The 22322-nt window shown below is 49.3% G+C and carries 30 protein-coding genes and 1 other annotated feature; of the genes, 17 read left to right on the top strand and 13 right to left on the bottom strand.

Annotation, left to right across the window (positions count from 1 at the left end):
- The first annotated feature begins 84 nt into the window (after window positions 1-84).
- The 3 genes from RIF25_RS05680 to RIF25_RS05690 are packed head-to-tail and all read left to right on the top strand — an operon-like array spanning window position 85 to window position 1084.
- Window positions 85-294 (top strand): DUF2997 domain-containing protein, encoded by a 210-nt coding sequence (locus RIF25_RS05680; protein ID WP_322877578.1) that lies wholly within the window; start codon window positions 85-87, stop codon window positions 292-294.
- 56 nt (window positions 295-350) lie between these two features.
- Window positions 351-737: a DUF1257 domain-containing protein gene (locus RIF25_RS05685; RefSeq protein WP_322877579.1), complete on the top strand. Its 387-nt coding sequence runs from the start codon at window positions 351-353 to the stop codon at window positions 735-737.
- A gap of 5 nt (window positions 738-742) precedes the next feature.
- Complete coding sequence (locus RIF25_RS05690; protein WP_407682340.1) at window positions 743-1084, top strand: ferredoxin; 342 nt, start codon at window positions 743-745, stop codon at window positions 1082-1084.
- Between the two features lie 12 nt (window positions 1085-1096).
- Here RIF25_RS05690 and RIF25_RS05695 read toward each other — a convergent pair whose 3' ends face one another.
- Complete coding sequence (locus RIF25_RS05695; protein ID WP_322877581.1) at window positions 1097-2557, bottom strand: sugar transferase; 1461 nt, start codon at window positions 2555-2557, stop codon at window positions 1097-1099.
- 183 nt (window positions 2558-2740) lie between these two features.
- On the opposite strand from RIF25_RS05695, the gene RIF25_RS05700 reads away from it, so the two are divergent.
- The 4 genes from RIF25_RS05700 (at window position 2741) to RIF25_RS05715 (ending at window position 6531) form a co-directional block, all read left to right on the top strand.
- Entirely contained in the window at window positions 2741-3487 is a 747-nt protein-coding gene (locus tag RIF25_RS05700; protein ID WP_322877582.1) for a creatininase family protein, read from the top strand.
- Between the two features lie 64 nt (window positions 3488-3551).
- The gene (locus RIF25_RS05705) at window positions 3552-3668 is read left to right on the top strand and encodes a photosystem II reaction center protein I (protein WP_015124558.1); all 117 of its coding nucleotides are present in this window, start codon (window positions 3552-3554) and stop codon (window positions 3666-3668) included.
- Between the two features lie 67 nt (window positions 3669-3735).
- The gene (locus RIF25_RS05710; RefSeq protein WP_322877583.1) at window positions 3736-5793 is read left to right on the top strand and encodes a DUF3769 domain-containing protein; all 2058 of its coding nucleotides are present in this window, start codon (window positions 3736-3738) and stop codon (window positions 5791-5793) included.
- Between the two features lie 408 nt (window positions 5794-6201).
- Window positions 6202-6531, top strand: coding sequence for an urease subunit beta (locus RIF25_RS05715; protein ID WP_407682341.1), 330 nt, complete (start codon window positions 6202-6204; stop codon window positions 6529-6531).
- A 19-nt stretch (window positions 6532-6550) separates the two neighbouring features.
- On the opposite strand, the gene RIF25_RS05720 is transcribed toward RIF25_RS05715, so the two are convergent.
- The 4 genes from RIF25_RS05720 to psbH form a co-directional block, all read right to left on the bottom strand.
- Window positions 6551-7573, bottom strand: coding sequence for an ATP-grasp domain-containing protein (locus tag RIF25_RS05720; RefSeq protein WP_322877585.1), 1023 nt, complete (start codon window positions 7571-7573; stop codon window positions 6551-6553).
- Window positions 7574-7677: 104 nt separating this feature from the next.
- Window positions 7678-8280 carry an aminoacyl-tRNA hydrolase gene (pth, locus tag RIF25_RS05725; RefSeq protein ID WP_322877586.1) on the bottom strand — a complete coding sequence of 201 codons (603 nt, stop codon included), beginning with the start codon at window positions 8278-8280 and terminating at the stop codon, window positions 7678-7680.
- Between the two features lie 18 nt (window positions 8281-8298).
- Complete coding sequence (locus tag RIF25_RS05730) at window positions 8299-8628, bottom strand: TatA/E family twin arginine-targeting protein translocase (RefSeq protein ID WP_322877587.1); 330 nt, start codon at window positions 8626-8628, stop codon at window positions 8299-8301.
- Window positions 8629-8640: 12 nt separating this feature from the next.
- Window positions 8641-8835 (bottom strand): photosystem II reaction center phosphoprotein PsbH, encoded by a 195-nt coding sequence (gene psbH / locus RIF25_RS05735; protein ID WP_015124564.1) that lies wholly within the window; start codon window positions 8833-8835, stop codon window positions 8641-8643.
- A gap of 74 nt (window positions 8836-8909) precedes the next feature.
- On the opposite strand from psbH, the gene psbN reads away from it, so the two are divergent.
- The 7 genes from psbN (at window position 8910) to rplL (ending at window position 12618) form a co-directional block, all read left to right on the top strand.
- Window positions 8910-9047, top strand: a complete 138-nt coding sequence (gene psbN, locus RIF25_RS05740; RefSeq protein ID WP_015124565.1) for a photosystem II reaction center protein PsbN — start codon at window positions 8910-8912, stop codon at window positions 9045-9047.
- Between the two features lie 155 nt (window positions 9048-9202).
- A complete protein-coding gene (secE, locus tag RIF25_RS05745) occupies window positions 9203-9424 on the top strand; it encodes a preprotein translocase subunit SecE (RefSeq protein WP_322877588.1) in 222 nt (73 codons plus the stop codon).
- Window positions 9425-9431: 7 nt separating this feature from the next.
- Window positions 9432-10082 (top strand): transcription termination/antitermination protein NusG, encoded by a 651-nt coding sequence (gene nusG / locus RIF25_RS05750; RefSeq protein ID WP_015124567.1) that lies wholly within the window; start codon window positions 9432-9434, stop codon window positions 10080-10082.
- Between the two features lie 11 nt (window positions 10083-10093).
- Window positions 10094-10519, top strand: a complete 426-nt coding sequence (gene rplK, locus RIF25_RS05755) for a 50S ribosomal protein L11 (protein WP_322877589.1) — start codon at window positions 10094-10096, stop codon at window positions 10517-10519.
- Window positions 10520-10648: 129 nt separating this feature from the next.
- Window positions 10649-11359 carry a 50S ribosomal protein L1 gene (gene rplA / locus RIF25_RS05760; RefSeq protein WP_322877590.1) on the top strand — a complete coding sequence of 237 codons (711 nt, stop codon included), beginning with the start codon at window positions 10649-10651 and terminating at the stop codon, window positions 11357-11359.
- 41 nt (window positions 11360-11400) lie between these two features.
- Window positions 11401-11553, top strand: a sequence feature (ribosomal protein L10 leader region).
- A gap of 56 nt (window positions 11554-11609) precedes the next feature.
- Window positions 11610-12137, top strand: a complete 528-nt coding sequence (rplJ, locus tag RIF25_RS05765; protein ID WP_322877591.1) for a 50S ribosomal protein L10 — start codon at window positions 11610-11612, stop codon at window positions 12135-12137.
- 85 nt (window positions 12138-12222) lie between these two features.
- Entirely contained in the window at window positions 12223-12618 is a 396-nt protein-coding gene (gene rplL / locus RIF25_RS05770) for a 50S ribosomal protein L7/L12 (protein WP_322877592.1), read from the top strand.
- 100 nt (window positions 12619-12718) lie between these two features.
- Here rplL and RIF25_RS05775 read toward each other — a convergent pair whose 3' ends face one another.
- Entirely contained in the window at window positions 12719-13663 is a 945-nt protein-coding gene (locus RIF25_RS05775; RefSeq protein ID WP_322877593.1) for a branched-chain amino acid ABC transporter permease, read from the bottom strand.
- A 324-nt stretch (window positions 13664-13987) separates the two neighbouring features.
- Here RIF25_RS05775 and RIF25_RS05780 point away from each other — a divergent pair, with 324 nt between their 5' ends.
- Together RIF25_RS05780 and RIF25_RS05785 are read left to right on the top strand one after the other, a co-directional pair.
- Window positions 13988-14356 carry a 2Fe-2S iron-sulfur cluster-binding protein gene (locus RIF25_RS05780; protein ID WP_322877594.1) on the top strand — a complete coding sequence of 123 codons (369 nt, stop codon included), beginning with the start codon at window positions 13988-13990 and terminating at the stop codon, window positions 14354-14356.
- A 14-nt stretch (window positions 14357-14370) separates the two neighbouring features.
- Window positions 14371-15240 carry an inositol monophosphatase family protein gene (locus RIF25_RS05785; RefSeq protein WP_322877595.1) on the top strand — a complete coding sequence of 290 codons (870 nt, stop codon included), beginning with the start codon at window positions 14371-14373 and terminating at the stop codon, window positions 15238-15240.
- A gap of 107 nt (window positions 15241-15347) precedes the next feature.
- Here RIF25_RS05785 and petJ read toward each other — a convergent pair whose 3' ends face one another.
- The 3 genes from petJ to psbV all read right to left on the bottom strand — a co-directional run bounded on the left by petJ (window position 15348) and on the right by psbV (window position 16896).
- Window positions 15348-15686, bottom strand: a complete 339-nt coding sequence (gene petJ, locus RIF25_RS05790; RefSeq protein ID WP_322877596.1) for a cytochrome c6 PetJ — start codon at window positions 15684-15686, stop codon at window positions 15348-15350.
- A 151-nt stretch (window positions 15687-15837) separates the two neighbouring features.
- Window positions 15838-16389: a photosystem II cytochrome PsbV2 gene (psbV2, locus tag RIF25_RS05795; protein WP_322877597.1), complete on the bottom strand. Its 552-nt coding sequence runs from the start codon at window positions 16387-16389 to the stop codon at window positions 15838-15840.
- A 15-nt stretch (window positions 16390-16404) separates the two neighbouring features.
- A complete protein-coding gene (psbV, locus tag RIF25_RS05800) occupies window positions 16405-16896 on the bottom strand; it encodes a photosystem II cytochrome c-550 (RefSeq protein WP_322877598.1) in 492 nt (163 codons plus the stop codon).
- A gap of 293 nt (window positions 16897-17189) precedes the next feature.
- On the opposite strand from psbV, the gene panB reads away from it, so the two are divergent.
- The gene (panB, locus tag RIF25_RS05805) at window positions 17190-17999 is read left to right on the top strand and encodes a 3-methyl-2-oxobutanoate hydroxymethyltransferase (protein WP_322877599.1); all 810 of its coding nucleotides are present in this window, start codon (window positions 17190-17192) and stop codon (window positions 17997-17999) included.
- Here the strand turns inward: panB and RIF25_RS05810 are convergent.
- The 4 genes from RIF25_RS05810 to ppk2 all read right to left on the bottom strand — a co-directional run bounded on the left by RIF25_RS05810 (window position 17996) and on the right by ppk2 (window position 22235).
- Complete coding sequence (locus RIF25_RS05810; RefSeq protein ID WP_322877600.1) at window positions 17996-18256, bottom strand: DinB family protein; 261 nt, start codon at window positions 18254-18256, stop codon at window positions 17996-17998. The genes panB and RIF25_RS05810 overlap by 4 nt on opposite strands.
- A 182-nt stretch (window positions 18257-18438) precedes the next feature.
- Complete coding sequence (gene thrS, locus RIF25_RS05815) at window positions 18439-20280, bottom strand: threonine--tRNA ligase (protein ID WP_322877601.1); 1842 nt, start codon at window positions 20278-20280, stop codon at window positions 18439-18441.
- 216 nt (window positions 20281-20496) lie between these two features.
- Window positions 20497-21270, bottom strand: coding sequence for a 1-(5-phosphoribosyl)-5-[(5-phosphoribosylamino)methylideneamino]imidazole-4-carboxamide isomerase (gene hisA / locus RIF25_RS05820; RefSeq protein ID WP_322877602.1), 774 nt, complete (start codon window positions 21268-21270; stop codon window positions 20497-20499).
- A gap of 74 nt (window positions 21271-21344) precedes the next feature.
- Entirely contained in the window at window positions 21345-22235 is an 891-nt protein-coding gene (ppk2, locus tag RIF25_RS05825; protein WP_322877603.1) for a polyphosphate kinase 2, read from the bottom strand.
- Between the last annotated feature and the right edge of the window lie 87 nt (window positions 22236-22322).

Consider the following 22322-nt stretch of genomic DNA (forward strand, 5'->3'; position numbering starts at 1 on the left):
TCTGGTAGTATTTGGACACAATTGAAAGCAGTTGATTTTTTGGGTCTTAGGGCCTAGCACGTTAGTTTACCTGGGCAGTTGGGCATGGAAACACTGGAGTTTGTCATTTATCCGGATGGGCGAGTGGTGGAGCGGGTGACGGGAATTTCTGGCTCGTCTTGCGCGGAAGTGACAGCAGCCATCGAAGCGGAATTGGGCTGTGTCATCAGTCAACAACCTACCTCGGACTATTTTGCTTCCACCTTGACCCAACGCCAAGAAACGCCAGCGCAAGTTAGTTTCAGTGAGTGGTAGTTCTGCTGAATGCTTTTAGTTTGTTCATAATCTATCTTTTACCCTTGGGAAAAATCATGTCTCACTTCAGCCAAATCAAAACCCAAATTCGCAGCCTCCCGGCTCTCAAGTCGGCTTTGAATGATTTAGACCTAGCTTGGAAACCCGGCCCCCAACCCCTCCAAGGCTACCAAGGACAAACCCAAACGGCCGATGTGGTCATTCCCCAAGATAATGGCTATGGCATTGGCTTTCGCTGGAATGGGACAGAGTATGAACTGGTGGCAGATTTAGAACTTTGGAACCAGGCCTGGAGTGTTGAACGGTTTTTGGATAAAGTCAATCAACGTTATGCCTACCATGCCGTGCTCCAATCAGCCCAGGCCCAGGGATTTGCCGTCACAGAAGAAGAACAACAAAACGATGGCAGTTTGCGGTTAGTGGTTCAACGTTGGCGGGGTTAGGCTCTATGGAGCGGTCGGGCCTGGAACCGGAACTGGGGGGCCTGGTACGGCAGAAAGGGGTGTATGTGGATGAGGTCACTTGCATTGGCTGTAAACACTGCGCCCATGTGGCCCGGAATACTTTTTTTATTGAGCCAAACTACGGCCGCTCGCGGGTTGTCCGTCAAGATGGCGATAGCGAAGATCTGATCCAAGAAGCGATTGATACCTGCCCGGTAGATTGTATTCATTGGGTTGATTACACCAAGCTCAAAACCCTGGAAGCCGAGCGTGAAACCTTAATCATTCCTTTGCCTGGATTTCCGATAGACCGGGCCGCGATCCGCCGCAAAAAACGCCCCGCCTAGATTGAACTTGCGCTAGTAGGCCCCCTGTTGGAACAGGACAATGCGAAGGGTTTCAACCAGAATTTCTAAATCTAGGTTAAACGACCAGTTATCAATGTAATAGAGGTCAAGGCGGGCGGCTTCGTCAAACTGCCCAATTTTAGAGCGACCCGAAATTTGCCATAGCCCCGTAATTCCCGGTAAGACATGGTGGCGAATATGATGCCAAGAATTAAACCGTTGCACATCGCGCACAGGCAGGGGCCTGGGGCCAACTAAACTCATCTGACCGAACAAAATATTAAATAACTGAGGCAACTCATCAATACTGGTACGTCTTAACCAACGGCCGAAGGGGGTAATCCGGGGATCATCTTTAATCTTAAATAAAATCCCATCACAGGACTCATTCGCCGTTTCGAGTTCCGCTTGGCGGTGGTGAGCATTGCAATCCATGGTGCGGAATTTCCACATCTGAAAGACTCGCCCCCGCAATCCAACCCGTTCTTGGCAAAAAAATACTGGGCCGGGGGAGGTTATCCTAATGCCCACTGCCACAACAATAAATACTGGCGCGAGCAGCACCACCCCCAATAATGCTCCAACCACATCCAGGCCCCGTTTAAGGCGATATTCCAGGCCATTGAGATAGGTCACTTCTGCCCGGAGTGTGGGTAATGCTGCAAAAATTTCGGGAACCCCGCGCCGGTACAAAATATCCAAACTGGAGGGAACCAAACGCAAATGAATTCCCCGTTGGCGCAGTTGCCAATAGAGGGTCGAAGCTAAATCCGTGGGGGGTAAATTTGCAGCAAGTACCTCTTGGGGATTGGCCTGGAGAATGGCCTGCCAAGTTTCCGGGGCATAGGCGGCATTGGCCTGGGCCGTCCCGACAATCGCATAATGGGACTGCTTTTCCAGAGTATGAAGTAATAGTTCTAACCGTTCTGCCGGGGCAATTAAAAAAACCCGCACTTGTTGTTGATACGCCCGCAGTTGGGTCACCAAAGTTGCCAAAAGCCGCAAGCCAATAACCAGTATGACACTGCCAATCCAGGCCATGAAAAATAACGACCGTGGCATATCCAAAGTGGGATCATAGCAATAACTAATCACTAGGGACAAAATGTAGCCCAAACTGACTAACTGCCCGGCCCGGAGATAGTTTTTCCAGTCCCGGCGTGGATGATACAGCCCACCCATGGCCAAAATCAGTAAAATGCCCAGGGCAAAGCCCCAGAATAAACTTGGCAGCCCAAACCACTCCCACCACACCAGTTCCGGGGGAATCGGGGAATAGAGGCGATTAAACTTCAGCCCAAGCTTCCAAGCCCCCACCAAGGCCAGCAGATCACAACTGAGGAGCAGGAGGGTTTGATAGCCTTGTTGGGAAAACAGCCAGGATAACTGCACGGGGTGGGGGGCACGAATATCTCGCTCTCCCGATCTGGAAGCCAGTTTTTTGGCCAGGCCTGGAAACACATTGCCTCCCACACTCTCCCTAGTTCTACTATTGGCCAAAAGTAAGAGGAACTTGCCACCGGGCCGGGGAAATTCTCCAATTCTGCCTCTGCTGGAGAGTGGTCAGGATGTCCCTCTGGCAGTACTTGTGTCACGCTATAGTCAAGATTCAGTCCCTTACCTAGTTTAGGTCTCTAAGCCTTTAGCCAACAGATTATGCTGCTCCATCTTTCCACCTGGCCGGAAGTTGCCACCTACTTAGAAACTTCTACGGGGATTATTTTACCCATTGGCTCCACGGAACAACATGGCCCCACCGGGTTAATTGGCACGGATGCGATTTGTGCGGAACTAATTGCCAAGGGAGTCGGGGAGGACACCAATGCCCTGGTGGCCCCAACCCTTAACGTTGGCATGGCCCTGCACCACATGGAATTTCCCGGCAGTATGAGTTTACGCCCCAGTACCTTGATTTTGGTAATTCGCGATTACTTAGTCGGTTTAGTCCAGGCCGGGTTTACGAAATTCTTTTTGATCAATGGTCATGGGGGAAATATCGCCACCGTCAAAGCCGCGTTTGCCGAAACCTATGCCACGGTTGCAGATCTAGGGCTGCCCCAGGCCAACCTGGTTCAATGTCATTTAGCCAACTGGTTCATGGTTGGGGCGGTAATCAAACGGGCTAGGGAATTATATGGCGATCAGGAAGGTTCCCACGCCACCCCCAGTGAAGTTGCCGTGACCCAATTTGCCTATCCCGCCACTATTAAACAGGCTCCCTTAACGACCCCAGTGAATCGGGATCATGCCATCTATGGAGCCGCTGATTTTCGCCAACGCTACCCGGATGGGCGGATGGGATCAAACCCAGGCCTGGCCACCCCGGAACATGGGCAAGAACTCTATCAACTGGCCGTCACTGAACTGAGTAAGAGCTATCGACAATTTTTAGCGGCTCAGTGATGGGGGTAGGGTTTTCCGATATGATGATCCTGATGCTGCCGTTGAGAAACATTCAACTGATATTATGGAAACTCTCAAAATTACCGTTTATATTGTCGTTAGTTTTTTCGTCCTGCTGTTTGTGTTTGGGTTTCTCTCCAGTGACCCCTCCCGGAACCCGAAGCGCAAAGATCTAGACTAGACAAACTCAAGGGGGAGGCTGCACCCTGAGAAGAGCACCCTAGCGGTTGTTTTTAATTGGCCGGATTATGCCTGTTCTCCCCCCCCTATTTCTCTCTCTGCCCCCCCAACCTTTACCCCCTCCAACCACTCTTCCTAAACCGGCTGAACTAAGCGATCTCAGTGGAGAATCAGAGGCAGCACTGTTAGGGCCTGGAGTTAATCTGGCAAAAACAAACGCCCCAAATACGCCATCTCCGACTCAAGTTCGCTTTGTTGTTGCCCCCCCCATCCCCTGGCAAAAGCCGACTCGAGTTGACCTAGCCCAAGTTGAAATTACAGTTCCTACCCCTGGCAATCTAGAAGCCCCGCCGCTCCAGGCCAATCAAAGTAGTACTGAACCCCTGGAAACCCTGGCAGATCGGCAAGAATACGATACCCTGCGCCAGTTTTTTAATGCCATTGGTGATGTCTTTATCCGCTTTCGGGAAGCCGAACTAACCGCCGACCGAGTCCAAACCGACTTAAACGAAAACATCCTAGTCGCGGAGGGCAATGTTGTCCTCACTCGCGGGGATCAAGTGATTCGGGGAGATCGCTTAGAGTACAACCTGATTTTGGATCGGGGTGTTGTTACCCAGGCCAGCGGGGCGATCAATATCCAAAAAACGGATCAGTTTACGAGTCCGCGCGTGGCAACGCCTAATCTGCCCGGATTACCCACCTTGCCTAGCTTCCAGTCTGCCAACAATCCCGTTAATCCTGAAGGACAGTCGAATATTGATCGGCTGCTGTTCATAGCAGATCGCTTGGAATTTGATGGGCGGCGATGGTATGCCAGTAATTTGCGGTTGACCAATGACCCCTTTACTCCGCCCGAACTGGAATTTCGAGCCAGAGAAGCAACCCTGGAACCCATTTCGCCTAAAAATAGCCGCTTAATTGCCCGCCAAGGCCGATTAGTCTTCGATCAATCCCTGGCCATTCCAATTCCGCGGGAAGAATACATTTTAGGTGAACAGCAAGAAATTCTCCCTTTTCAAGCTGGTTATGACAGCACCGATCGAGGTGGTTTTTACTTGTCAAAGGCGTTTAGCCTTGTTCGCAATAGCTCTACCAGTTTAATCTTGTCTCCTGAGTTCTATCTACAACGGGCAATTAATAGTAATTTTGATCTGGGTCAAACAGACATCTATGGGGCGACTCTCCAGGTTAGACACGGGTTTACTCCCACTACGAGGTTGCTTGGCTATGGCTTGATTACAAATCTGGATCCCAGTGCTTGGCCCAATACGGCGCGGGGAAATTTATTGCTGCAACAAAGCTTTGCCTCTGGTTATGTCTTGAATACCCAAGGAATTTTCCGGGAGCGACTGATCAATGGTTCTCTGGGGGAGCAGGATTTACAGAGTAGCTTAGGGGGGGTGTTTATTTCCCCGAATATTACTTTGGGGCAAACAGGAATTAATCTGAACTACCAGGCCGGGGGACAATACATTACGGCCAATAGTGATCAACCCAGTTTAGGAACTCAACCAGGCCTGGGGCGTTTACAAGGGGTAGTCAACCTCTATCGAGAATTTCGGCTCTGGCAAGGTCAGACACTTCCACCCACCCGTGAAGAAGGCCTACGCTACAGTCCCGCCCCATTACAGCCCTATTTCTCCATTTACTTCACGGGGCAAGCTGTGGGTACTTATTACACCAGTGGCAATACACAACCCGCTTTACAGGGGGGTGGAGGCTTTCGAGGACAGTTAGGGCATTTAAGGCGTAATTGGTTTGACTATACAGGCTTTGATGTGGGTTACAGTCAGACCTTTAGCAGTGGTGGCTCTCCCTTTTTGTTTGACCGGATCGCCGACTTTAGTGTGCTCAACGTAGGAGCGCGGCAACAACTCTATGGGCCTGTCCTCGTGGGTGTCACCTCACAATTAAATGTCGGCACAGGTAACTTTTTTAACACAAATTTTTTCCTCGAGTACAGTCGCCGCACCTATGGGTTGTTTATTCGCTATAACGTGGATCTGGGCGTGGCGGGGATCGCCTTTCGGATTAATGGGTTCAACTGGCAGGGCAACACCAATCCCTTTAGCAGTCCAAATATCGGAGTGGTTCAGGATGGGGTGATTCGCCCGGATCGCTAAAAATATCAGGAATTTGGGAACTGTTGACTCTCCTCGATAGAAGCTTATAGCTTTGTCAAGAAATGGGTTGAGCCAAAGTTTTATTACTACTAAGTTATAGACCGTTCAAATATTCTTAAAGACTTGAATGCTAAAAATGGCAGGAAAGTAAAAAGGCTTTTTCGGACTTCTGACCATCAGTGGCTACTTTCAGAATATGATGATCCAATCATTACCCTGACTTTATCGACTCTTGAGCTTTAAATTAATATTGCCGAACTTTATGAAACAATTGACTTCTTAAAAGCCTAATATTGAATGGTTGAACTAGGGATAGAATATACATAACAATTTTGAGGAATTGGTTTTGACTTGGCCATCCTGGAAGGGCATATTTTATTTCAATATCTTTATTGGGAGACCTGGGTGATGATTCCCGGAGAAGTTTTACCTGAATCAGGCCAGATTTTGCTGAATTTAGATCGGCCTACTGTCGTTCTGCCTGTCTCTAACTCTGGTGATCGTCCGATTCAAGTTGGCTCCCATTTTCACTTTTATGAAGTCAATCGCAGCCTCGAGTTTGATCGTGACCAGGCCTGGGGAATGCGCTTAGATATTCCGGCGGGGACGGCGGTGAGGTTTGAACCGGGGGATACCAAAACCGTGCAACTTGTAGCCATGGGGGGAAAGCGGGAAATTTATGGCTTCAATGGCCTGGTGTCTGGAGCCTTGGATGCACCCAAAGAGGTAACCAGCTAACTTTATGTCTCCCAGGGGATCAACTGGGTTTAAACGTATCGTATAGTTCGACAATATCTAAGGTCTTTTCACACTTAGGGTCTAAGCCAGCAAGAGCCTTACACAAATCAACTCCGAAAAAATGTCCAATCGCGCAAATAGGGCTAGGACGTGGATTTAACTCGATAAAATAAGATTTGTCATCGCACACTATAAAATCAATATCAAACAGTCCTGTAAATTTTAGCTCCCCTAGCAGTTTTCTTGTGGATGCCTCAGCTTCCTCAGCCTCAATATGTTTAACGCTTACGGCATGACCTGTATCATTGATTTCTACCTTCTTGCAAGTAAACATAGCCTTTACTTCCCCCTCAAAGGCAACCCCAGCCGTGACAGTACCCAGGCCTGGCAAAAACTCTTCAATAAATGTTTCATCGGCATCCAGCAGCCAAGTCGTATTTCTGCCTAGGAGTTCACGCGCTAACTTTTTGATGATTGATGGTTTACAGAAGTTACGGTTTTTTGAGCCATTTTTCAATTCTTTCTCATTGGTACAGATGAGAACCCCATCACCACCATGGCCAACTGCTTTTTTTAACACAACTGGAAAATCAGCCGGATTCAACCCATCCAACTTAAATTTCTTGGGCATATCTATATTTAATCTGGTGGCGATGCTGTTGATATAGACCTTGCTATAGGTAATTCCATGGGCTGCTGTCCCCCCTAAGGAGTGTCTGATCAGGTCCTGATTTGGAAAATTTTCTCCATCTAGACGATAGACTCGCTGCATCAGTGCCACGGCTAATTCATCCCCAGGGACTATAAAGTTGATGTGGAAATCACTGATGGCCTGGGCTAAATCTCTTGAGGTTCTATGGACAAACTGGCGACCTGGCTGTAGGGAACTCAGTAGATGGTATCCTTCCACGGCACTACTTCTTAAAACTGGCGCGCCCGCTGGACTGAGGACAAACACCTGAAAACCTGCGGTTAATAAACTATCGGGAAGTCTATATAAGCCCACATACTTATCGGTACAAAAGATCAGGATTCGGTTCACAACACAAAACTTTCTCGAGAATTGATTGCCTTAGGAATTCAGGGACACCCTTAGATCAACTTGGATCAACAAGGCTCAAACTCATCTGTAAGGATCAGCCCCAACTAACGCCACTGTAATACGCGCCCATTGTATAAATTCATACTCTGCTCCACTCCCTCCCGCACACAGGCCGTCACCGCTGCCACCGCCAAATCTAAAACATCAGGGAGTACTTTCAGATCCTCGCTGGAAAAATTAGCTAAGACATAGGGCACAGCATCCCTTGGCCCCTTTTGATTCAGGCGAAATTCATTGGCAATGCCAACTCGCAACCGGGGAAACTGCTCACTGCCCCCATGACTGATGATCGAGCGCATCCCATTATGACCACCGGAAGAACCACCTAGGCGGATCCGGACACGTCCCAAGGCCAAATCCGCATCATCATAAATGACCAGAATTGAATTTAGGGGTAGCTTATACCAATCAAGCACGGCTCGCACGGACTGTCCCGACTGGTTCATATAGGTGGTGGGCTTGAGGAGACGGATTTTGCCTAGACCGGGAGTTATGCCTTCCCCAAATAAGCCGTGAAATTTGGAGTGCTGAGCTAGGGGAATATGCCAGGCCTGGGCAAGGGCATCAATAACCCGAAAGCCAATATTATGTCGGGTTTGGGCATACTTATCTCCGGGATTACCCAGGCCCACAATCAACTGGGGCATGACCAACTCGGCCATAGCTTAGGCAGCCGATTCCACAGATTCAGGCGATTTTTCAGGAGTTGCAACTGCTTCCACAACCGAACTCACCTCAACCGCCTCAATTTCAGACTCTATTGGGGCAGACTCCGGGGCCTGGGCAGGCAAAGAAGCTGGCGGGGCTGGTTCACTTTCTAAAGCAGCAGCTTGCCGTTTGAACTCATCCTGAAAATCTCGGGACGCGTCTTGAAAACTCCGCAGAGCCTTCCCCAAACTTTTGCCAATTTCCGGCAGCTTTTTCGGGCCAAAGACGAGTAACGCCACGACCAAAATCAAGATCATTTCCGGCAAGCCGATGCCAAAAAAATTCATAGTCCTTAATCCTTAACCTTTCCAACTGGCTGTGAAGCCGTCCAAAATCAAGCTGGAGTTGTAAATTTCCAAAATAATCAGTAAGAAGACTAAAAACAGCCCCATAAACACCGCCATCAACGGAGTCGTCCCCCAGCCAGGAGCAACTTTCCCATATTCAGAGTTGAGGGGACGGAGAATATCGCCTAACCAAGTACGCTTTGCCATAGGTGTATTACTTAAATGAGCAGAGTTTTAACGTTCCGTAATATTATAGAGGAAACTGATCCCCTGAATACTCTATGTCCTACGAGCCTGCAACAGTTCTTAGTATTACCCTTGCCGCCATCTGTATCGGCATTACTGGCTACTCTATTTATCTCTCCTTTGGCCCGCCTTCCAAAGAACTGGCGGATCCCTTTGATGACCACGAAGACTAAAAATCTTCAATTCCCTGTTGTCGCCCAAATTTTCTCAAGTTTTTTAGATCAAACATCTAACCAGGCCTGCTATACTGAAAGACCGGGCATTAAATTGCCTTGAGTTGGCCTGTCCACAAACCCCCGTTTTCAAGCCAATTAACAGGAGTGCCAGAGTGACCAAAGGCAGCGATGTAGAAAAGACCGCCCCAAATACTGGGTTTAACCCGGCTAATTTTCTGCAAGAAACTAAAGAAGAACTAAATAAAGTAGTTTGGCCCGACCGCCAACGGTTAATTGGAGAATCCGCCGCAGTTATTTTAATTGTCTCCCTCTCGGCCGGTCTGATTTATTTGGTAGATCAACTTTTCAGTTGGCTGGCTGGGAGTATTTTTTAGAAATCCTATGGTAAACGATCTAACTGATTCCCCCCCTATCTATCCAACGGAAACGGCAGATATTGGTCAAAGTTATTGGTACATTGTCCAAGTTGCTTCTGGGTGTGAAAAAAAGGTTAAAAGCACCATTGAACAGCGGCTACACACCCTAGACGTGGCTGATCGCATCTTTCAAGTGGAAATTCCCCAAACCCCAACCATACGGATCAAAAAAGACGGCTCTCGGACTACTTCGGAAGAAAAAGTTTTTCCTGGCTATGTTCTGATTCGAGTTCGGGCCAACACAACACCAGAGGGAGTTTTAGAAATTGATGATGAGGCCTGGCAGGTTATTAAAAATACTCCCAACGTGATCAACTTTGTTGGCTCGGAACAACGGCGAGCTTCTGGACGCGGCCGTGGTCATGTCAAACCCCTCCCCTTAAGTCCTGCCGAAGTTGCCCGCATCTTCAAAAAAGTGGAAGAGCAAGAGCCGATTCACAAAATTGACTTGGTACTGGGTGACAAAGTCAAGGTTCTCAGTGGCCCATTTAAGGACTTTGAAGGGGACGTGATTGAAGTCAGCCCAGAACGGAGCAAACTGAAGGTCTTACTGTCTATCTTTGGACGGGAAACATCAGTTGAATTAGAAGTCAACCAAATCGAGAAACAGAGTTAGGATTTTGATTCATGGCTAAAAAAGTCACTGCAATTATTAAACTGGCAATCCAGGCCGGTAAAGCTAATCCTGCCCCACCCATTGGGCCTGCCTTGGGACAACATGGGGTTAACATCATGATGTTTTGCAAGGAATATAATGCCCGCACCGCCGATCAAGTGGGTACGGTCATTCCGGTCGAAATCTCGGTGTTTGAAGATCGCAGCTTTACCTTCATCCTCAAAACACCCCCAGCTTCTGTCTTAATCCAAAAAGCCGCTGGGATTGAACGGGGTTCTGGAGAGCCGAACAAGAAAAAAGTTGGACAACTGACTCGGGCCCAACTCCAAGGGATTGCCCAACAAAAAATGCCTGACTTGAATGCCAACGATATTGAAGCCGCCATGCGGATTATTGAAGGTACGGCCCGGAACATGGGTGTGACGATTGTTGATTAAGTTGCTAATTTAGTCGCAATGTTGAAAGTCTCAAAAGTTTTCAAGTTGCTTCCTGTTGATGTTCGCTATCTGAGTTATTAATGTTTACGGGGGAGGAACATAATTCCGTGATGACCCCAGGAGAAAACAATGGCAAAAGTCTCAAAACGGTTACGGGAACTCCAGGCCAAGGTGGAAGATCGTCCCTACTCTCCCTTGGATGCTTTGAATTTGCTCAAAGAAACGGCCACCGCCAAATTTCCCGAATCCGCTGAAGCCCACATTCGCTTGGGAATTGATCCTAAATATACGGATCAACAACTGCGAACCACGGTGGCACTACCCAAAGGAACCGGTCAAACGGTGCGGGTGGCGGTGATTGCACGGGGAGAAAAAGTCAACGAAGCCACCCAGGCCGGGGCCGACATTGCCGGCTCGGAAGAGTTGATTGACGAGATTCAAAAAGGGATGATGGATTTTGATTTGCTGATTGCCACCCCAGACATGATGCCCCAAGTTGCTAAAGTCGGTCGGATTCTCGGCCCCCGCGGGTTAATGCCCTCCCCCAAAGCCGGAACCGTTACCTTTGACTTGCCCCAGGCCATTTCCGAGTTCAAAGCTGGTAAACTGGAATTTCGGGCTGATCGGACGGGGATTGTTCACGTTCTTTTTGGTAAAGCGAGTTTTCCAGCAGAAGACCTGTTAGTTAACCTCAAAGCTTTACAAGAAACCATTGATCGGAATCGTCCTTCCGGAGCTAAAGGTCGCTTCTGGCGCAGTATTTATGTTGCTGCCACTATGGGCCCTTCCATTCAAGTGGATATCAGTGGTTTACGCGATCTCAAACTTGGAGAAGTCTAGGAGAGAAACCGTTCTGCCAATTTCAAGGGATAAATCTTTATTCCCTCACAACTAAATCGCCGGAGACAGTAGGTGCAGTTTGCTTAATATCCTGCCGAGGTAAACCCAAATCTTCAGGTTTCTTAGTTCACCTAAGCCTAACCTGATGAGTTTGCCCCCCGGCCTGTGTGGTAAGGGGGTTTGTTTTTGCCCAAAGATGGCTTGAGTTTTTCGATGCTGGTTTTAGATTTTGTTGTTCAGGAGGTGACCAGTGGGTCGTACCTACGCCAATAAACAAGAGATTGTGGCGGATCTCAAACAGTTGTTAAGTGAGTCCCAGATGACCATGGTGGTTGATTTCCAGGGTTTGACGGTGGCAGAACTAACAGATTTACGCAATCGCCTACGGCCGTCTAATACTGTCTGCAAGGTAACTAAAAACACCTTGATGGAAATTGCGATTACCGACCAGGCCAAGTGGCAGCCCTTAACTGCGTTTCTCCAAGGCCCCTCGGCGTTTCTGTTGGTGAAGGAGGATCTGGGTGGCGCGATCAAGGCCTATCAAGAGTTCCAGAAAGTCACCAAAAAAACCACCATTCGTGGGGGTGTCTTTGATGGCCAGGCCTTGAACGAGGAGCAAGTTAAAGCGATTGGTTCCCTGCCATCGAAGGAAGAGTTGATGGCTCAAGTGGCTGGGGCCTTAAATGCCTTGACGACCAAGATTGCCTTTGGGATCAAAGAAGTGCCGGCCTCCTTGGCGCGGGCAACCCAGGCCATTGCCGACAAAGGCGAAGGTTAAAGTTTTCCCTGATTCTCTGCTGATGATTGCGTTCAAAACAATCTGACTGAGTTGATTAACGTTTTTGTTTTTAGGAGTTTAGACAATGTCTGCTGCAACTGATGAAATTTTAGAAAAGTTGAAAACCCTCAGCCTTTTGGAAGCGGCTGAATTGGTGAAGCAAATCGAAGAAGCCTTTGGGGTCAGTGCTGCTGCTCCTGTGGGTGGGATGATTATGGCGGCCCCGGCTGGTGGTGCGGCGGCTCCGGCAGAAGAAGTGGAAGAGAAAACTGCGTTTGACGTAATCTTGGAAGAAGTTCCGGCTGACAAGAAAATCGCCGTTCTGAAAGTTGTTCGTTCTCTGACTGGCCTGGGGCTGAAAGAAGCCAAAGATGTAGTGGAATCTACCCCGAAACCCATTAAAGAGGGTGTACCCAAGGAAGATGCCGAAGCCGCCAAGAAAGAATTGGAAGAAGCTGGAGCTAAAGCCAGCATTAAATAGTTTTCAATTTAACCTGTTGATTTTCATCAAGTTTTTAGGGGTCGGCAACGGCTCCTTTTTTGTGGCTTGGGATCAAAGTTTTTAAGCCTTGATCAGATGTTTAGACTTTTTCGACTAACTTACGGCCCATCAACCCTTGGGGGCGAAGGATCAAAACCAAAAACAAGAGGCTAAATCCAACTGCATCCCGGAACCCCGACAATTCAGAGGGGACAAAACTCTCTACTAAACCGAGGAAAATCCCCGCCAACATCGTTCCCGGAATACTCCCCAGGCCACCCAAGACAATCACCGCCAGGCCCTTTAAGCCAAAACTGAGGCCAAACTGCGGCCCGGTAATGCTCACACTCGCGGCCACCAAGCTCCCGGCCACCGCGGCCAGAAAGCTACTGATAAAAAACGTCAAGCTAATAAACCAATCAGGATTAATCCCCAATAACTTTGCCGTTATCTCATCCTCTGCCACTGCTTGCATCGCCTTACCCATCCGAGTGCCACTAATCCAAAGGGTTAAGGTAATGAGTAACAGAACTGAAACGATAAAAATCACCAATTGACTGGTGCGAATCAACAGGGGGGAGGTCGTAGAGCCAAAATTAATCGCCGCCGGAATTTGACCATAGATCCCACTTGGCAAGGTATAAACTTCAGCCCCGACAAGGTATTGGATTAGGTTGACCAGGATGACCGCCACCCCCAAACTAGAAACAACGCCTAGGAGCGGTTCAGACCCCGCCTTTCGCAACGGACGAAAAGCCCCCCACTCAATTCCCAGGCCAACTAAGCCACACAAAACCCCACTCAAGATCACGGCCAGAGGAAAAGGCAAACTGAAGGGGAGTTGAGCATTGGCTAGAATGCCATTAAAACCGAACCGACTCCCAAGCAAACCATAGGTCAAGTAAGCGCCCAAGGCAAAAACCGGCCCGTGGGCAAAGTTAATCATCCCTAAAATTGAAAATACTAAGGTATAGCCCAAGGCAAACAGGGCATAGACGCTACCCAAGGAAAGACCATTCAAAACCGTTTGGAGAAAGTCAGCCATTTTATCAAGTTCAGGCAATTACCTGGAAGGAAGACATTAAAATTACTGAGGTATCAACAATAGCCAGAATTAAAGAAGAGGGCCAAATTTTGCTAAGGTGAATGGTGTCAATCCATCAGACAGATAAGGATTCCCACCCATCTTCTCTCCCTTGCCCTAACATTTTTCTATCACACTACTATATCTACAGCCAGCATCATTGCCCGATTCTGAACAAAGGTATTCTCATGGGGTTGACTGGTTCCTACTCGTCTGCATAGCACTCTAGCCCTGATCACCACAACCCACATTCCCCCTTTAGCCTCTATTTCTCCCTGCCTCTCCATGACGACAACTTACTCAGTCACAATTCATGATCGCCAACGCCAGCAAACCTACCAAGTTAGGGTTCCAGCGGATCGCTATATTCTCCATAGTGCCGAAGCTAATGGGACTGTATTACCTTTTGCTTGTCGGAATGGGGCTTGTACCACCTGTGCAGTGCGGGTCAAATCCGGCTCCCTGAGGCAACCGGAAGCGATGGGGCTTTCACCCAAACTCCAGGCCCAAGGATATGCCCTTCTCTGTGTCTCCTATGCTGAATCCGATTTAGTTGTGGAAACCCAAGACGAAGACGAAGTCTATGAACTCCAATTTGGGCGTTATTTTGGCAAGGGAAAAGTCCAAATCGGGCTACCCTTAGATGAAGACTAAGCCGGATATCCCCCATGAGTAATCAGTTTTTGGCCGATTGTTTGGCCGTTGCTACGGAAGCAGCTTTGGCCGGCGGGAAAATTCTCCAGGCCCATTGGGGGCAATTGGAAATGGTTGAAGAAAAAGGCCGGAGCGGCGATTTAGTCACGATTGCGGACAAAGAATCAGAAGCGGCAGTTTTAGGGATTCTGCGAAAAAACTTTCCTAGCCATCAAATTTTGGCCGAGGAATCCGGTCGGATCGGTATCAACACCAGCCCCTATCTCTGGGCGGTTGATCCCCTGGATGGAACAACAAACTATGCCCACCAATACCCTTTTAGTGCGGTTTCCATTGGCCTGCTCGTGGAAGGAGAACCACAAGTTGGGGTAATCTTTGATCCCTTTCATCAGGAACTGTTTGCCGCCGCTAAGGGCCTGGGAGCAACGGTTTCAACACCGCCATTCACAGCCGCCGCCACCAAGTATCTTTATGTTTCCCACACTAGCCAACTGCGGGATAGCTTACTGGTAACCGGTTTTGCCTACGACCGCCGTGAAACTTCCGACAATAATTATGCTGAATTTTGCTATCTCACCCACCTGACCCAAGGCGTGCGCCGGGCCGGAGCTGCGGCTATTGATCTGGCCTATGTGGCCTGTGGGCGGTTAGATGGCTACTGGGAGCGAGGCCTTTCGCCCTGGGATTTAGCTGCCGGAGTGGTGATTGTCCGGGAGGCAGGAGGGGTGGTGACCGCCTATGATCAGTCTGCTTTGGTTTTAGAAACAGGGCGGATTTTAGCCACTAACGGCAGAATCCACAGCCAACTCAGCCAGGCCCTAACTGCTGTTGCCCCAATCAAAGCCCAATTTCCAGATTTTTCTGCCTTCCCCTTCTTGACCTAGAGGTTTACTAGATACTAAAAAACCCCCGTTACCGAGGGTTAAAATTTAGTTTGTTTTTCTAGAATTGAGAACTTTGGGGTTCCTTAGAGCGACCATCAACCGCTAACTTAACCCGCCCAATTCTTAGCAGATTGATCTAAAACATAGGCAGCGACATTTTCAATTTGAGCTTCACTTAATCGACCACCAAAGGCAGGCATTGCGTTTTTGCCATTTTGGACTTGATACATAATGGCATCAGCAGAGTTCATCCCAAACTGCTCTAGGGCCTCTTTCTTGAGGGTTTTGTTGGCCATCACGACATTACCACCGCCCATGTGACAGGCTGCACAGTTAGCACTGAATACCTTGGCTCCATCGGCGATATCAGCCGCAAATGCCGGGTTACTCAGCCAAGTCGTTAAGGTCACTAGGGTCAAAGCCAGGATCGTTAATAACGTTTTCACAAGTATTCTCCTCTTCAGGGTTCAATTCTTAGGGCAAGTGTTAAAAGTGGCCAGTTCTATTTTGGGCATTTTTAAGAATGAGCTAGTCAACGGGATGCCAGCGGCCCAAGCCACCATCGGCAAGTTTACCAAATTTTCCATGCCAAATCCGTTAAGGAGCCGAATCAGCAAAGGTTTCTGTCCCCCAACCCGGAGCCACAGATGCAGCTCGAAGGATAAATGCGGCTAATTCTTCCAATTGCTCAGTCGTTAACCAGTTTTCTGGGACTTCTCGGCACCAGTAGCTTTCTTCGCTGCCATCATAGGTCATGGGGAGACGTTGAAAAGCCACCAAACTGGCAATACTGTCTCGGGGTGGGGCTGCTCCCTGAAGGTCTTTTAAGGATAAAGAGACAAGGGGATTCGGGAGGGTGGCCCCGCCGACATGGCAGTTTTTACAATTTTCTTCAAACAGACGCTTTCCTTGGGTTAACTCGGCTGGGGTAAACTCTCGGGTAGCACCTGTGGCATCTAGGGGCAAACTGACGGGTTGAGTGGCCTTGAGATATTGAGACACATAGCCATCAATCCCATTGACCGCCCAGGCCGGGTTACCCCAAACAAAACTCCAGGCCAGACAACTAACAACTAATGCTGTGATGCCAACCTGGAGCCAGGGGATTATTTTTGCAAGGGTGGGGAGTAATTGCGGGTGATTATTCATTCAGGTTAATTAGATTTAGTAATAGACCTTGCCGCCGCCCCATTTTTCACCCAGGATTTTGGGAGCCACCAGAATGTGACCAGCAATGTCAGCTAAGTCTTTATCGGTCAGGTTCCGCATCTTCGGAAAGATATCGGCACTCTTGAGGCTGGGGTGAACTTCGGCAATGGACTCTTCCCCATCATAGGTAGTTGGGTCTTTCATGTAGTCCACCAGGCCAGTAATACTATCCCGAGGTGGAGTCGCCAGGGCCAAGGTTTCTGTTGCCAAGTCAAGGCTAGGATTGGTTTTAGTTACCCCGCCCACATGGCATGTGGCACAGGCATAGTTAAATAACCGTTGCCCTTCTTCATATTGTTGTTTGGTTAAGGTAATGGATTTCCCTTGGCTATCGAAAGGAACAGTTAACACATCGGCCGTAAGTTCAGCCGCCAGCGCGGTTCCCGTCAACACTTGCCAGGTACAGAGGATCAGGGCCGCCGCCAGCCAGAAGCATCGTCTCAGCATAGTTCTCCGTGCATTTTCTTGATAGGTTGCAATCTCAGCAGTTAGGGTCAAGGGCGATCCCGATTAAGTTGGGGTGGATGGCACTGTTTGGGTCTGAGCAAATTTGCGGCACACCGGCACAGTCTTTCCCCAATGGGATCAATTACTAAATATCATGCCATTGCCCGGGCCTTTCCCAAAGTTGGCCTGGTGAAGTCTCCCATTTCAGCAACAATTCGCGACCTTAGGCTGACCAGGCCGCAAAGGAAATCGAGTAGGATCCAAGAGCTTTCTGCGGTCGAGGATATCCCGCTATGGCTTCTGAGCAACCTGTAACTAGCCGCCCGGTGACCATTCCCCAACTTCAACATTGGAAACAGCAGGGGCGACCGATTACCATGCTGACGGCCTGGGATTTCTTGCTGGCGGAAATTTTAGATCGGGCCGGTGTAGATGTGATTTTGGTCGGGGACTCTTTGGGTATGGTGGCCTTGGGGTATCCGACAACATTGCCTGTGACGCTCGATCAGATGGTGCATCATAGCCAGGCCGTGCGACGGGGGGTGAAACGAGCCTTGCTGGTGGCGGATCTGCCTTGTTTAAGTTATCAACAAAGTTCAACCCAAGCCCTGCAATCGGCCGGTCGGTTACTCCAAGAGGCGGGAGTTCAAGCTGTGAAATTAGAGGGAGCCTATCCCAGTGCCATCAGGGCCGTAACAATTCTCGTTGAAGTGGGGATTCCAGTTTTAGGCCATGTCGGGTTAACCCCCCAAGCGATTCATCAACTGGGTTCCTTTCGCCAACAGGGACAATCTGCTGCTGCTGCCGATGCGATTATTCGGGATGCCTTAGCCTTGGAAGCCGCTGGGGTCTTTGGGATCATTTTGGAGCATATTCCGGCCGATCTGGCGGAAGTGATGACTCAAAAACTGCGAGTTCCGACCATTGGGATTGGTGCAGGGCCCCATTGTGATGGCCAAGTGTTAGTGACAGCAGATCTTTTGGGGTTATCGGCTCAGTCTCCACCCTTTGCCCCAGCCTATGCCCATCTCCGGGGGACGATTCACCAAGCTGTGACGGCTTACTGTCAGGATGTCCAACAAAACCGCTTCGGGCAGACTTAGGGATTGGGAGCTTTAGAGGGGTAGCTCAGATAACTTTTCGGAATTAATACTAGTAAATCGGTGCTGTCTAGATGTTGTCCGGCCTGGGAAAGTAAGACCGAATCCTGCCCCTGATGATGGGTTTGATGATTAAGAAAACGCAAGATTAAGTCGCCCATTGGTTTTGTCTTGACGATGCCTTGAGTGTTTTGATAGGTCAAATTATGTTCTATAGCGTTACGCAGGCTGTTCTGAGAGAGTAGAAATGTCAAAAACATTGCCCATCAAGCATTTTCTGACTTGTCCTCGTCTTGCCCTAAATGAGTAACGCTATAAGTCTGATGGAGTCAGTTCTTTGCCCCAGGCCTGGATCATATGGTCTAACTTTTCCCGTTCTCGTTTTAGTTCCTGAACATTGGAAAATAAGATTTGGTCTAAGGATTGGGGCGGTTCAAGGTGCTTAATTGCTTCTATGGCCTGGGGTAATCCCTAACTCGGCCTGGTAGTTCTGAAGCGCAACTTGGAAATGCTGGATTACCTCTGGGACAGGAACTACCCCTAAATCCCCTTGGGCCCGCGTCCGTAAACTGAGGCTATTGCTCTCCACTTCTTTGGCTCCAATCACGGCCATGACGGGAATTTTTTCTTTTTCAGCGTTGCGGATTTGTTTGCCTAAGCGTTCGCCACTTTGATCCAGTTCGGCTCGAATCCCCAGAGTTAACAGTTGAGTCAGCAGGGCCTGGGCAAAGGGATGTTGATCTTCTCCCACGGGTAAGAGGCGAATTTGTAACGGAGCCAACCACAGCGGGAAATCCCCGACATATTCTTCAATCAAAATCCCAATCAACCGCTCCAAGGACCCAAAGGGGGCGCGATGGATCATCACCGGACGTTTGCGACTACCATCCTCGGCGACATATTCCAGGCCAAAGCGTTCGGGTAAGTTATAGTCCACCTGCACCGTCCCTAATTGCCAATCCCGTCCCAACGCATCTTGGAAAATAAAGTCCAGTTTGGGGCCATAAAATGCCGCCTCGCCAATGCCAATAAAATGATCCAGGCCCAGGGTTTCCACCGCCCGTTGAATCGCCCCTTCAGCTTTTGACCAGGCCTCTTCGGAACCAATGTATTTATCAGAATCGGGATCCCGGAAACTGAGGCGGGCCCGGAAGGTCTTGAGATTGAGGCTCTTAAACACCGAGAGGATCAAATCCACGACATCAAGAAACTCTTGATCCAACTGCTCCGGCGTGACAAACAAGTGGGAATCATCCACCGTAAAGCCGCGCACTCGGGTTAAACCGCCCAATTCCCCAGACTGTTCATAGCGATAGACCGTGCCAAATTCCGCCAACCGCATCGGTAAACTGCGATAGGAGCGCAACTCGTTTTTATAAATCTGAATGTGAAAGGGGCAGTTCATTGGCTTGAGGACAAATCCCTCTTCCACCGCCGCGGCCTGGTCATCATCAGACATCAACGGGAACATATCTTCTTTGTATTTCTGCCAGTGCCCCGATGTTTTGAATAAATCCACCCGAGCAATGTGGGGCGTAACCACGGGCAAATAACCGCGTTTGAGTTGTTCCTGCTTGAGAAAATCTTCCAGGGTGTTGCGTAAAACAGTACCTTTGGGAGTCCACAGCGGCAGGCCTGGGCCGACAATATCTGTAAACAAAAACAAGCCCAATTCTTTCCCCAATTTGCGGTGATCGCGGCGGAGGGCTTCGGCCTTGCGGCGTTTGTGTTCGGCCAATTGCTCCGGAGTTTCAAAAGCCGTGCCGTAGATGCGTTGAAGTTGGGCTTTGGTTTCATCGCCCCGCCAATAGGCTCCAGCGACACCTTCTAGCTCAATGGCCTGGGGGTTAATTTCACCCGTAGTTTCGACATGGGGGCCAGCGCACAAATCCCACCACTGATCGCCGAGGTGATAGATCGTGATCGGTTCAGTTTTAATATCGTTGAGGATTTCTAGCTTATAGGGTTCACCTAGGGCTTGAATGCGGCTTTTGGCTTCCTCCCGACTCACTTCCTCGCGAATTACAGGTAACTTCTGCTTAATGATTTTTACCATCTCTTTTTGGATCGCCTTTAAGTCTTTCTCCGTAAAGGGTTCCGGGTTATCAAAGTCGTAGTAAAATCCCGTTTCAATCCAGGGGCCGATGGTGACCTGGGCTTTGGGAAATAGCTTTTGCACTGCCATCGCCAAAACATGGGAAGTCGTATGCCGAATCCGCTTCAGGGTTTCTGATTCACTGGTTTTGGGAAGGTTAAGAAGAGACTGTGATGCAGAATTAGTCAAGGTAGCACCCTGGAAACAAATAATAGACAATGATTCTTCTATTTTAGGCAGTGGGGTCACGGCCTGGAATTTTCAGATACGGCCAAAACAACCTTCACATGATGTATGGTAAATGCCAACTCTTAAATTGATGGTACAAAAATCTAAACGTATGCGGCGGCCAGTTGAAGTCAGGCTGACAAAACTAGGGACTCAAACCATTACGAATTGATCGCCCTAAGCCCAAGTGACTTGTCCTAAATCTGGGGGAACATCCTGCCAGCGGCCAATACCCACAGCTTTAATTGCTTCTGCTAAATCTACGGCTCCGGTATAGATCGCTTTCCCCACAATTGCCCCAACAATCCCCCGGCCAGCTAGGGCATAAAGAGCGAGAATATCGGTTAGGGAACTCACACCCCCAGAGGCGATAATTGAGACTTCGACTTGATCGGCTAATTCCTTTAAGGCATCTAGGTTTGGCCCTTGGAGTGTGCCATCACGGGCAATATCGGTATAAATAATTCCGCCAATCCCCAGCCGCTGCATCTGTTGAGCCAGTTGAATTGCGGTGATTTCTGAGGTTTCTAGCCAGCCGTGGGTTGCGACCAGGCCATTTTTGGCATCAATCCCCACCCAAATCTGTTCAGGAAATTCTGCGGCCAGTTCCGCGACTAATTCCGGTTGTTTGAGGGCTACAGTTCCGAGGATCGCCCGTTCCACCCCCAGGCCCAGTAAAGCTTGCGCTTGCGCTTTTGTGCGCAGACCACCCCCCACCTGGACTGGAATTGGGAGAGTCTGGGCAATTTCAGCAATGATGTCATAGTTAACAGGCTGGCCCGACTTGGCCCCATCTAGATCCACTAAATGCAGCCGCGTTGCCCCTTGGGAGACAAAACTTTCGGCCACTTGGCGGGGATTGGCGTTGAAGACTTGGGCCTGGTCATAGTTCCCTTGAAACAAGCGCACACATTGGCCGCCCAACAAATCAATTGCCGGAATGACATCCATCGTTATTGCCTAAAACTAACCCATCAATCCAGCCTACTGTGAATTCTTAGGGTTGTTCAGCTTTCCCTTGGCACTTAGTAGATGGAGGGGACAAAAAATTGTTCGTTAATCGGCGGGCGGACGTAGTCTTCGGGGGCAGGGCGGCGGGGCGGCAGATCAATGGCCGGGGGCGTGATGTCTTCGTAGGGAATTTTGCTAAGGAGGTGGCTAATGCAGTTGAGGTGGGCCCGGCGTTTGTCATCGGCTTCGACCGTAAACCAGGGGGCTTCAGGAATATTCGTATGGGCTAACATCGCATCTTTGGCTTTGGAATAATCCACCCAGCGATCCCGCGATTCGATGTCCATCGGGCTAATTTTCCAGCGTTTAGCCGGTTCTAAAATCCGGGCCTGGAAGCGGCGTTCCTGTTCATCATCACTGACAGAAAACCAATATTTAATCAGGATAATGCCCGACTTAACCAGCATCCGCTCAAACTGGGGGCAAGAGTCCATAAATTCGTTATATTGAGCCTCATTGCAAAAGCCCATTACCCACTCCACCCCGGCCCGGTTATACCAACTCCGGTCAAACATGACAATTTCGCCCGCCCCTGGGAGATGCTCGACATAGCGTTGAAAGTACCATTGGGTTTTTTCGCGGTCTGATGGCGTTCCCAGGGCAACGATCCGGCAACCCCTGGGATTGAGGGGGGCAGAAATTCGTTTAATCATCCCACCTTTGCCGGCTGCGTCCCGCCCTTCAAAAATAATCACGATCTTCAGGCCAGCGTGTTTAACCCAATACTGCATCTTGACCAGTTCAACTTGGAGGCGAGCCAGTTCTTTGTCGTAGAAGTCACGATCGAGTTTGCTGGGTTTTGGAGTTTCGGGCAGGGCTTTCTTCTTGTCCTTGGCTTTCTTCTTTTTTCCAGGCCCCTCGGTCAATACGTCAGTCGGTGTTGCAGTAGCATCCAATTCAGCCATAGGTCAAGAATCCCAATTTCTCAGCAAGTGTGGGGAATATTATTACAGTCTGCCAGGCCTGGGAAAATCTCTGTTCATCATTAACAC

Origin of the sequence: Pseudocalidococcus azoricus BACA0444 (genome assembly GCF_031729055.1) — a bacterium.
Lineage (GTDB): Bacteria > Cyanobacteriota > Cyanobacteriia > Thermosynechococcales > Thermosynechococcaceae > Pseudocalidococcus > Pseudocalidococcus azoricus.

Coding starts and splice junctions, on each gene's coding strand:
- RIF25_RS05680 (WP_322877578.1), top strand. CDS start 85: ATGGAAACACTGGAGTTTGTCATTTATCCGGATGGGCGAGTGGTGGAG.
- RIF25_RS05685 (WP_322877579.1), top strand. CDS start 351: ATGTCTCACTTCAGCCAAATCAAAACCCAAATTCGCAGCCTCCCGGCT.
- RIF25_RS05690 (WP_407682340.1), top strand. CDS start 743: ATGGAGCGGTCGGGCCTGGAACCGGAACTGGGGGGCCTGGTACGGCAG.
- RIF25_RS05700 (WP_322877582.1), top strand. CDS start 2,741: ATGCTGCTCCATCTTTCCACCTGGCCGGAAGTTGCCACCTACTTAGAA.
- RIF25_RS05705 (WP_015124558.1), top strand. CDS start 3,552: ATGGAAACTCTCAAAATTACCGTTTATATTGTCGTTAGTTTTTTCGTC.
- RIF25_RS05710 (WP_322877583.1), top strand. CDS start 3,736: ATGCCTGTTCTCCCCCCCCTATTTCTCTCTCTGCCCCCCCAACCTTTA.
- RIF25_RS05715 (WP_407682341.1), top strand. CDS start 6,202: ATGATTCCCGGAGAAGTTTTACCTGAATCAGGCCAGATTTTGCTGAAT.
- pth (WP_322877586.1), bottom strand. CDS start 8,280: ATGCCCCAGTTGATTGTGGGCCTGGGTAATCCCGGAGATAAGTATGCC.
- RIF25_RS05730 (WP_322877587.1), bottom strand. CDS start 8,628: ATGAATTTTTTTGGCATCGGCTTGCCGGAAATGATCTTGATTTTGGTC.
- psbH (WP_015124564.1), bottom strand. CDS start 8,835: ATGGCAAAGCGTACTTGGTTAGGCGATATTCTCCGTCCCCTCAACTCT.
- psbN (WP_015124565.1), top strand. CDS start 8,910: ATGTCCTACGAGCCTGCAACAGTTCTTAGTATTACCCTTGCCGCCATC.
- nusG (WP_015124567.1), top strand. CDS start 9,432: ATGGTAAACGATCTAACTGATTCCCCCCCTATCTATCCAACGGAAACG.
- rplK (WP_322877589.1), top strand. CDS start 10,094: ATGGCTAAAAAAGTCACTGCAATTATTAAACTGGCAATCCAGGCCGGT.
- rplA (WP_322877590.1), top strand. CDS start 10,649: ATGGCAAAAGTCTCAAAACGGTTACGGGAACTCCAGGCCAAGGTGGAA.
- rplL (WP_322877592.1), top strand. CDS start 12,223: ATGTCTGCTGCAACTGATGAAATTTTAGAAAAGTTGAAAACCCTCAGC.
- RIF25_RS05775 (WP_322877593.1), bottom strand. CDS start 13,663: ATGGCTGACTTTCTCCAAACGGTTTTGAATGGTCTTTCCTTGGGTAGC.
- RIF25_RS05780 (WP_322877594.1), top strand. CDS start 13,988: ATGACGACAACTTACTCAGTCACAATTCATGATCGCCAACGCCAGCAA.
- RIF25_RS05785 (WP_322877595.1), top strand. CDS start 14,371: ATGAGTAATCAGTTTTTGGCCGATTGTTTGGCCGTTGCTACGGAAGCA.
- psbV2 (WP_322877597.1), bottom strand. CDS start 16,389: ATGAATAATCACCCGCAATTACTCCCCACCCTTGCAAAAATAATCCCC.
- psbV (WP_322877598.1), bottom strand. CDS start 16,896: ATGCTGAGACGATGCTTCTGGCTGGCGGCGGCCCTGATCCTCTGTACC.
- panB (WP_322877599.1), top strand. CDS start 17,190: ATGGCTTCTGAGCAACCTGTAACTAGCCGCCCGGTGACCATTCCCCAA.
- RIF25_RS05810 (WP_322877600.1), bottom strand. CDS start 18,256: ATGTTTTTGACATTTCTACTCTCTCAGAACAGCCTGCGTAACGCTATA.
- hisA (WP_322877602.1), bottom strand. CDS start 21,270: ATGGATGTCATTCCGGCAATTGATTTGTTGGGCGGCCAATGTGTGCGC.
- ppk2 (WP_322877603.1), bottom strand. CDS start 22,235: ATGGCTGAATTGGATGCTACTGCAACACCGACTGACGTATTGACCGAG.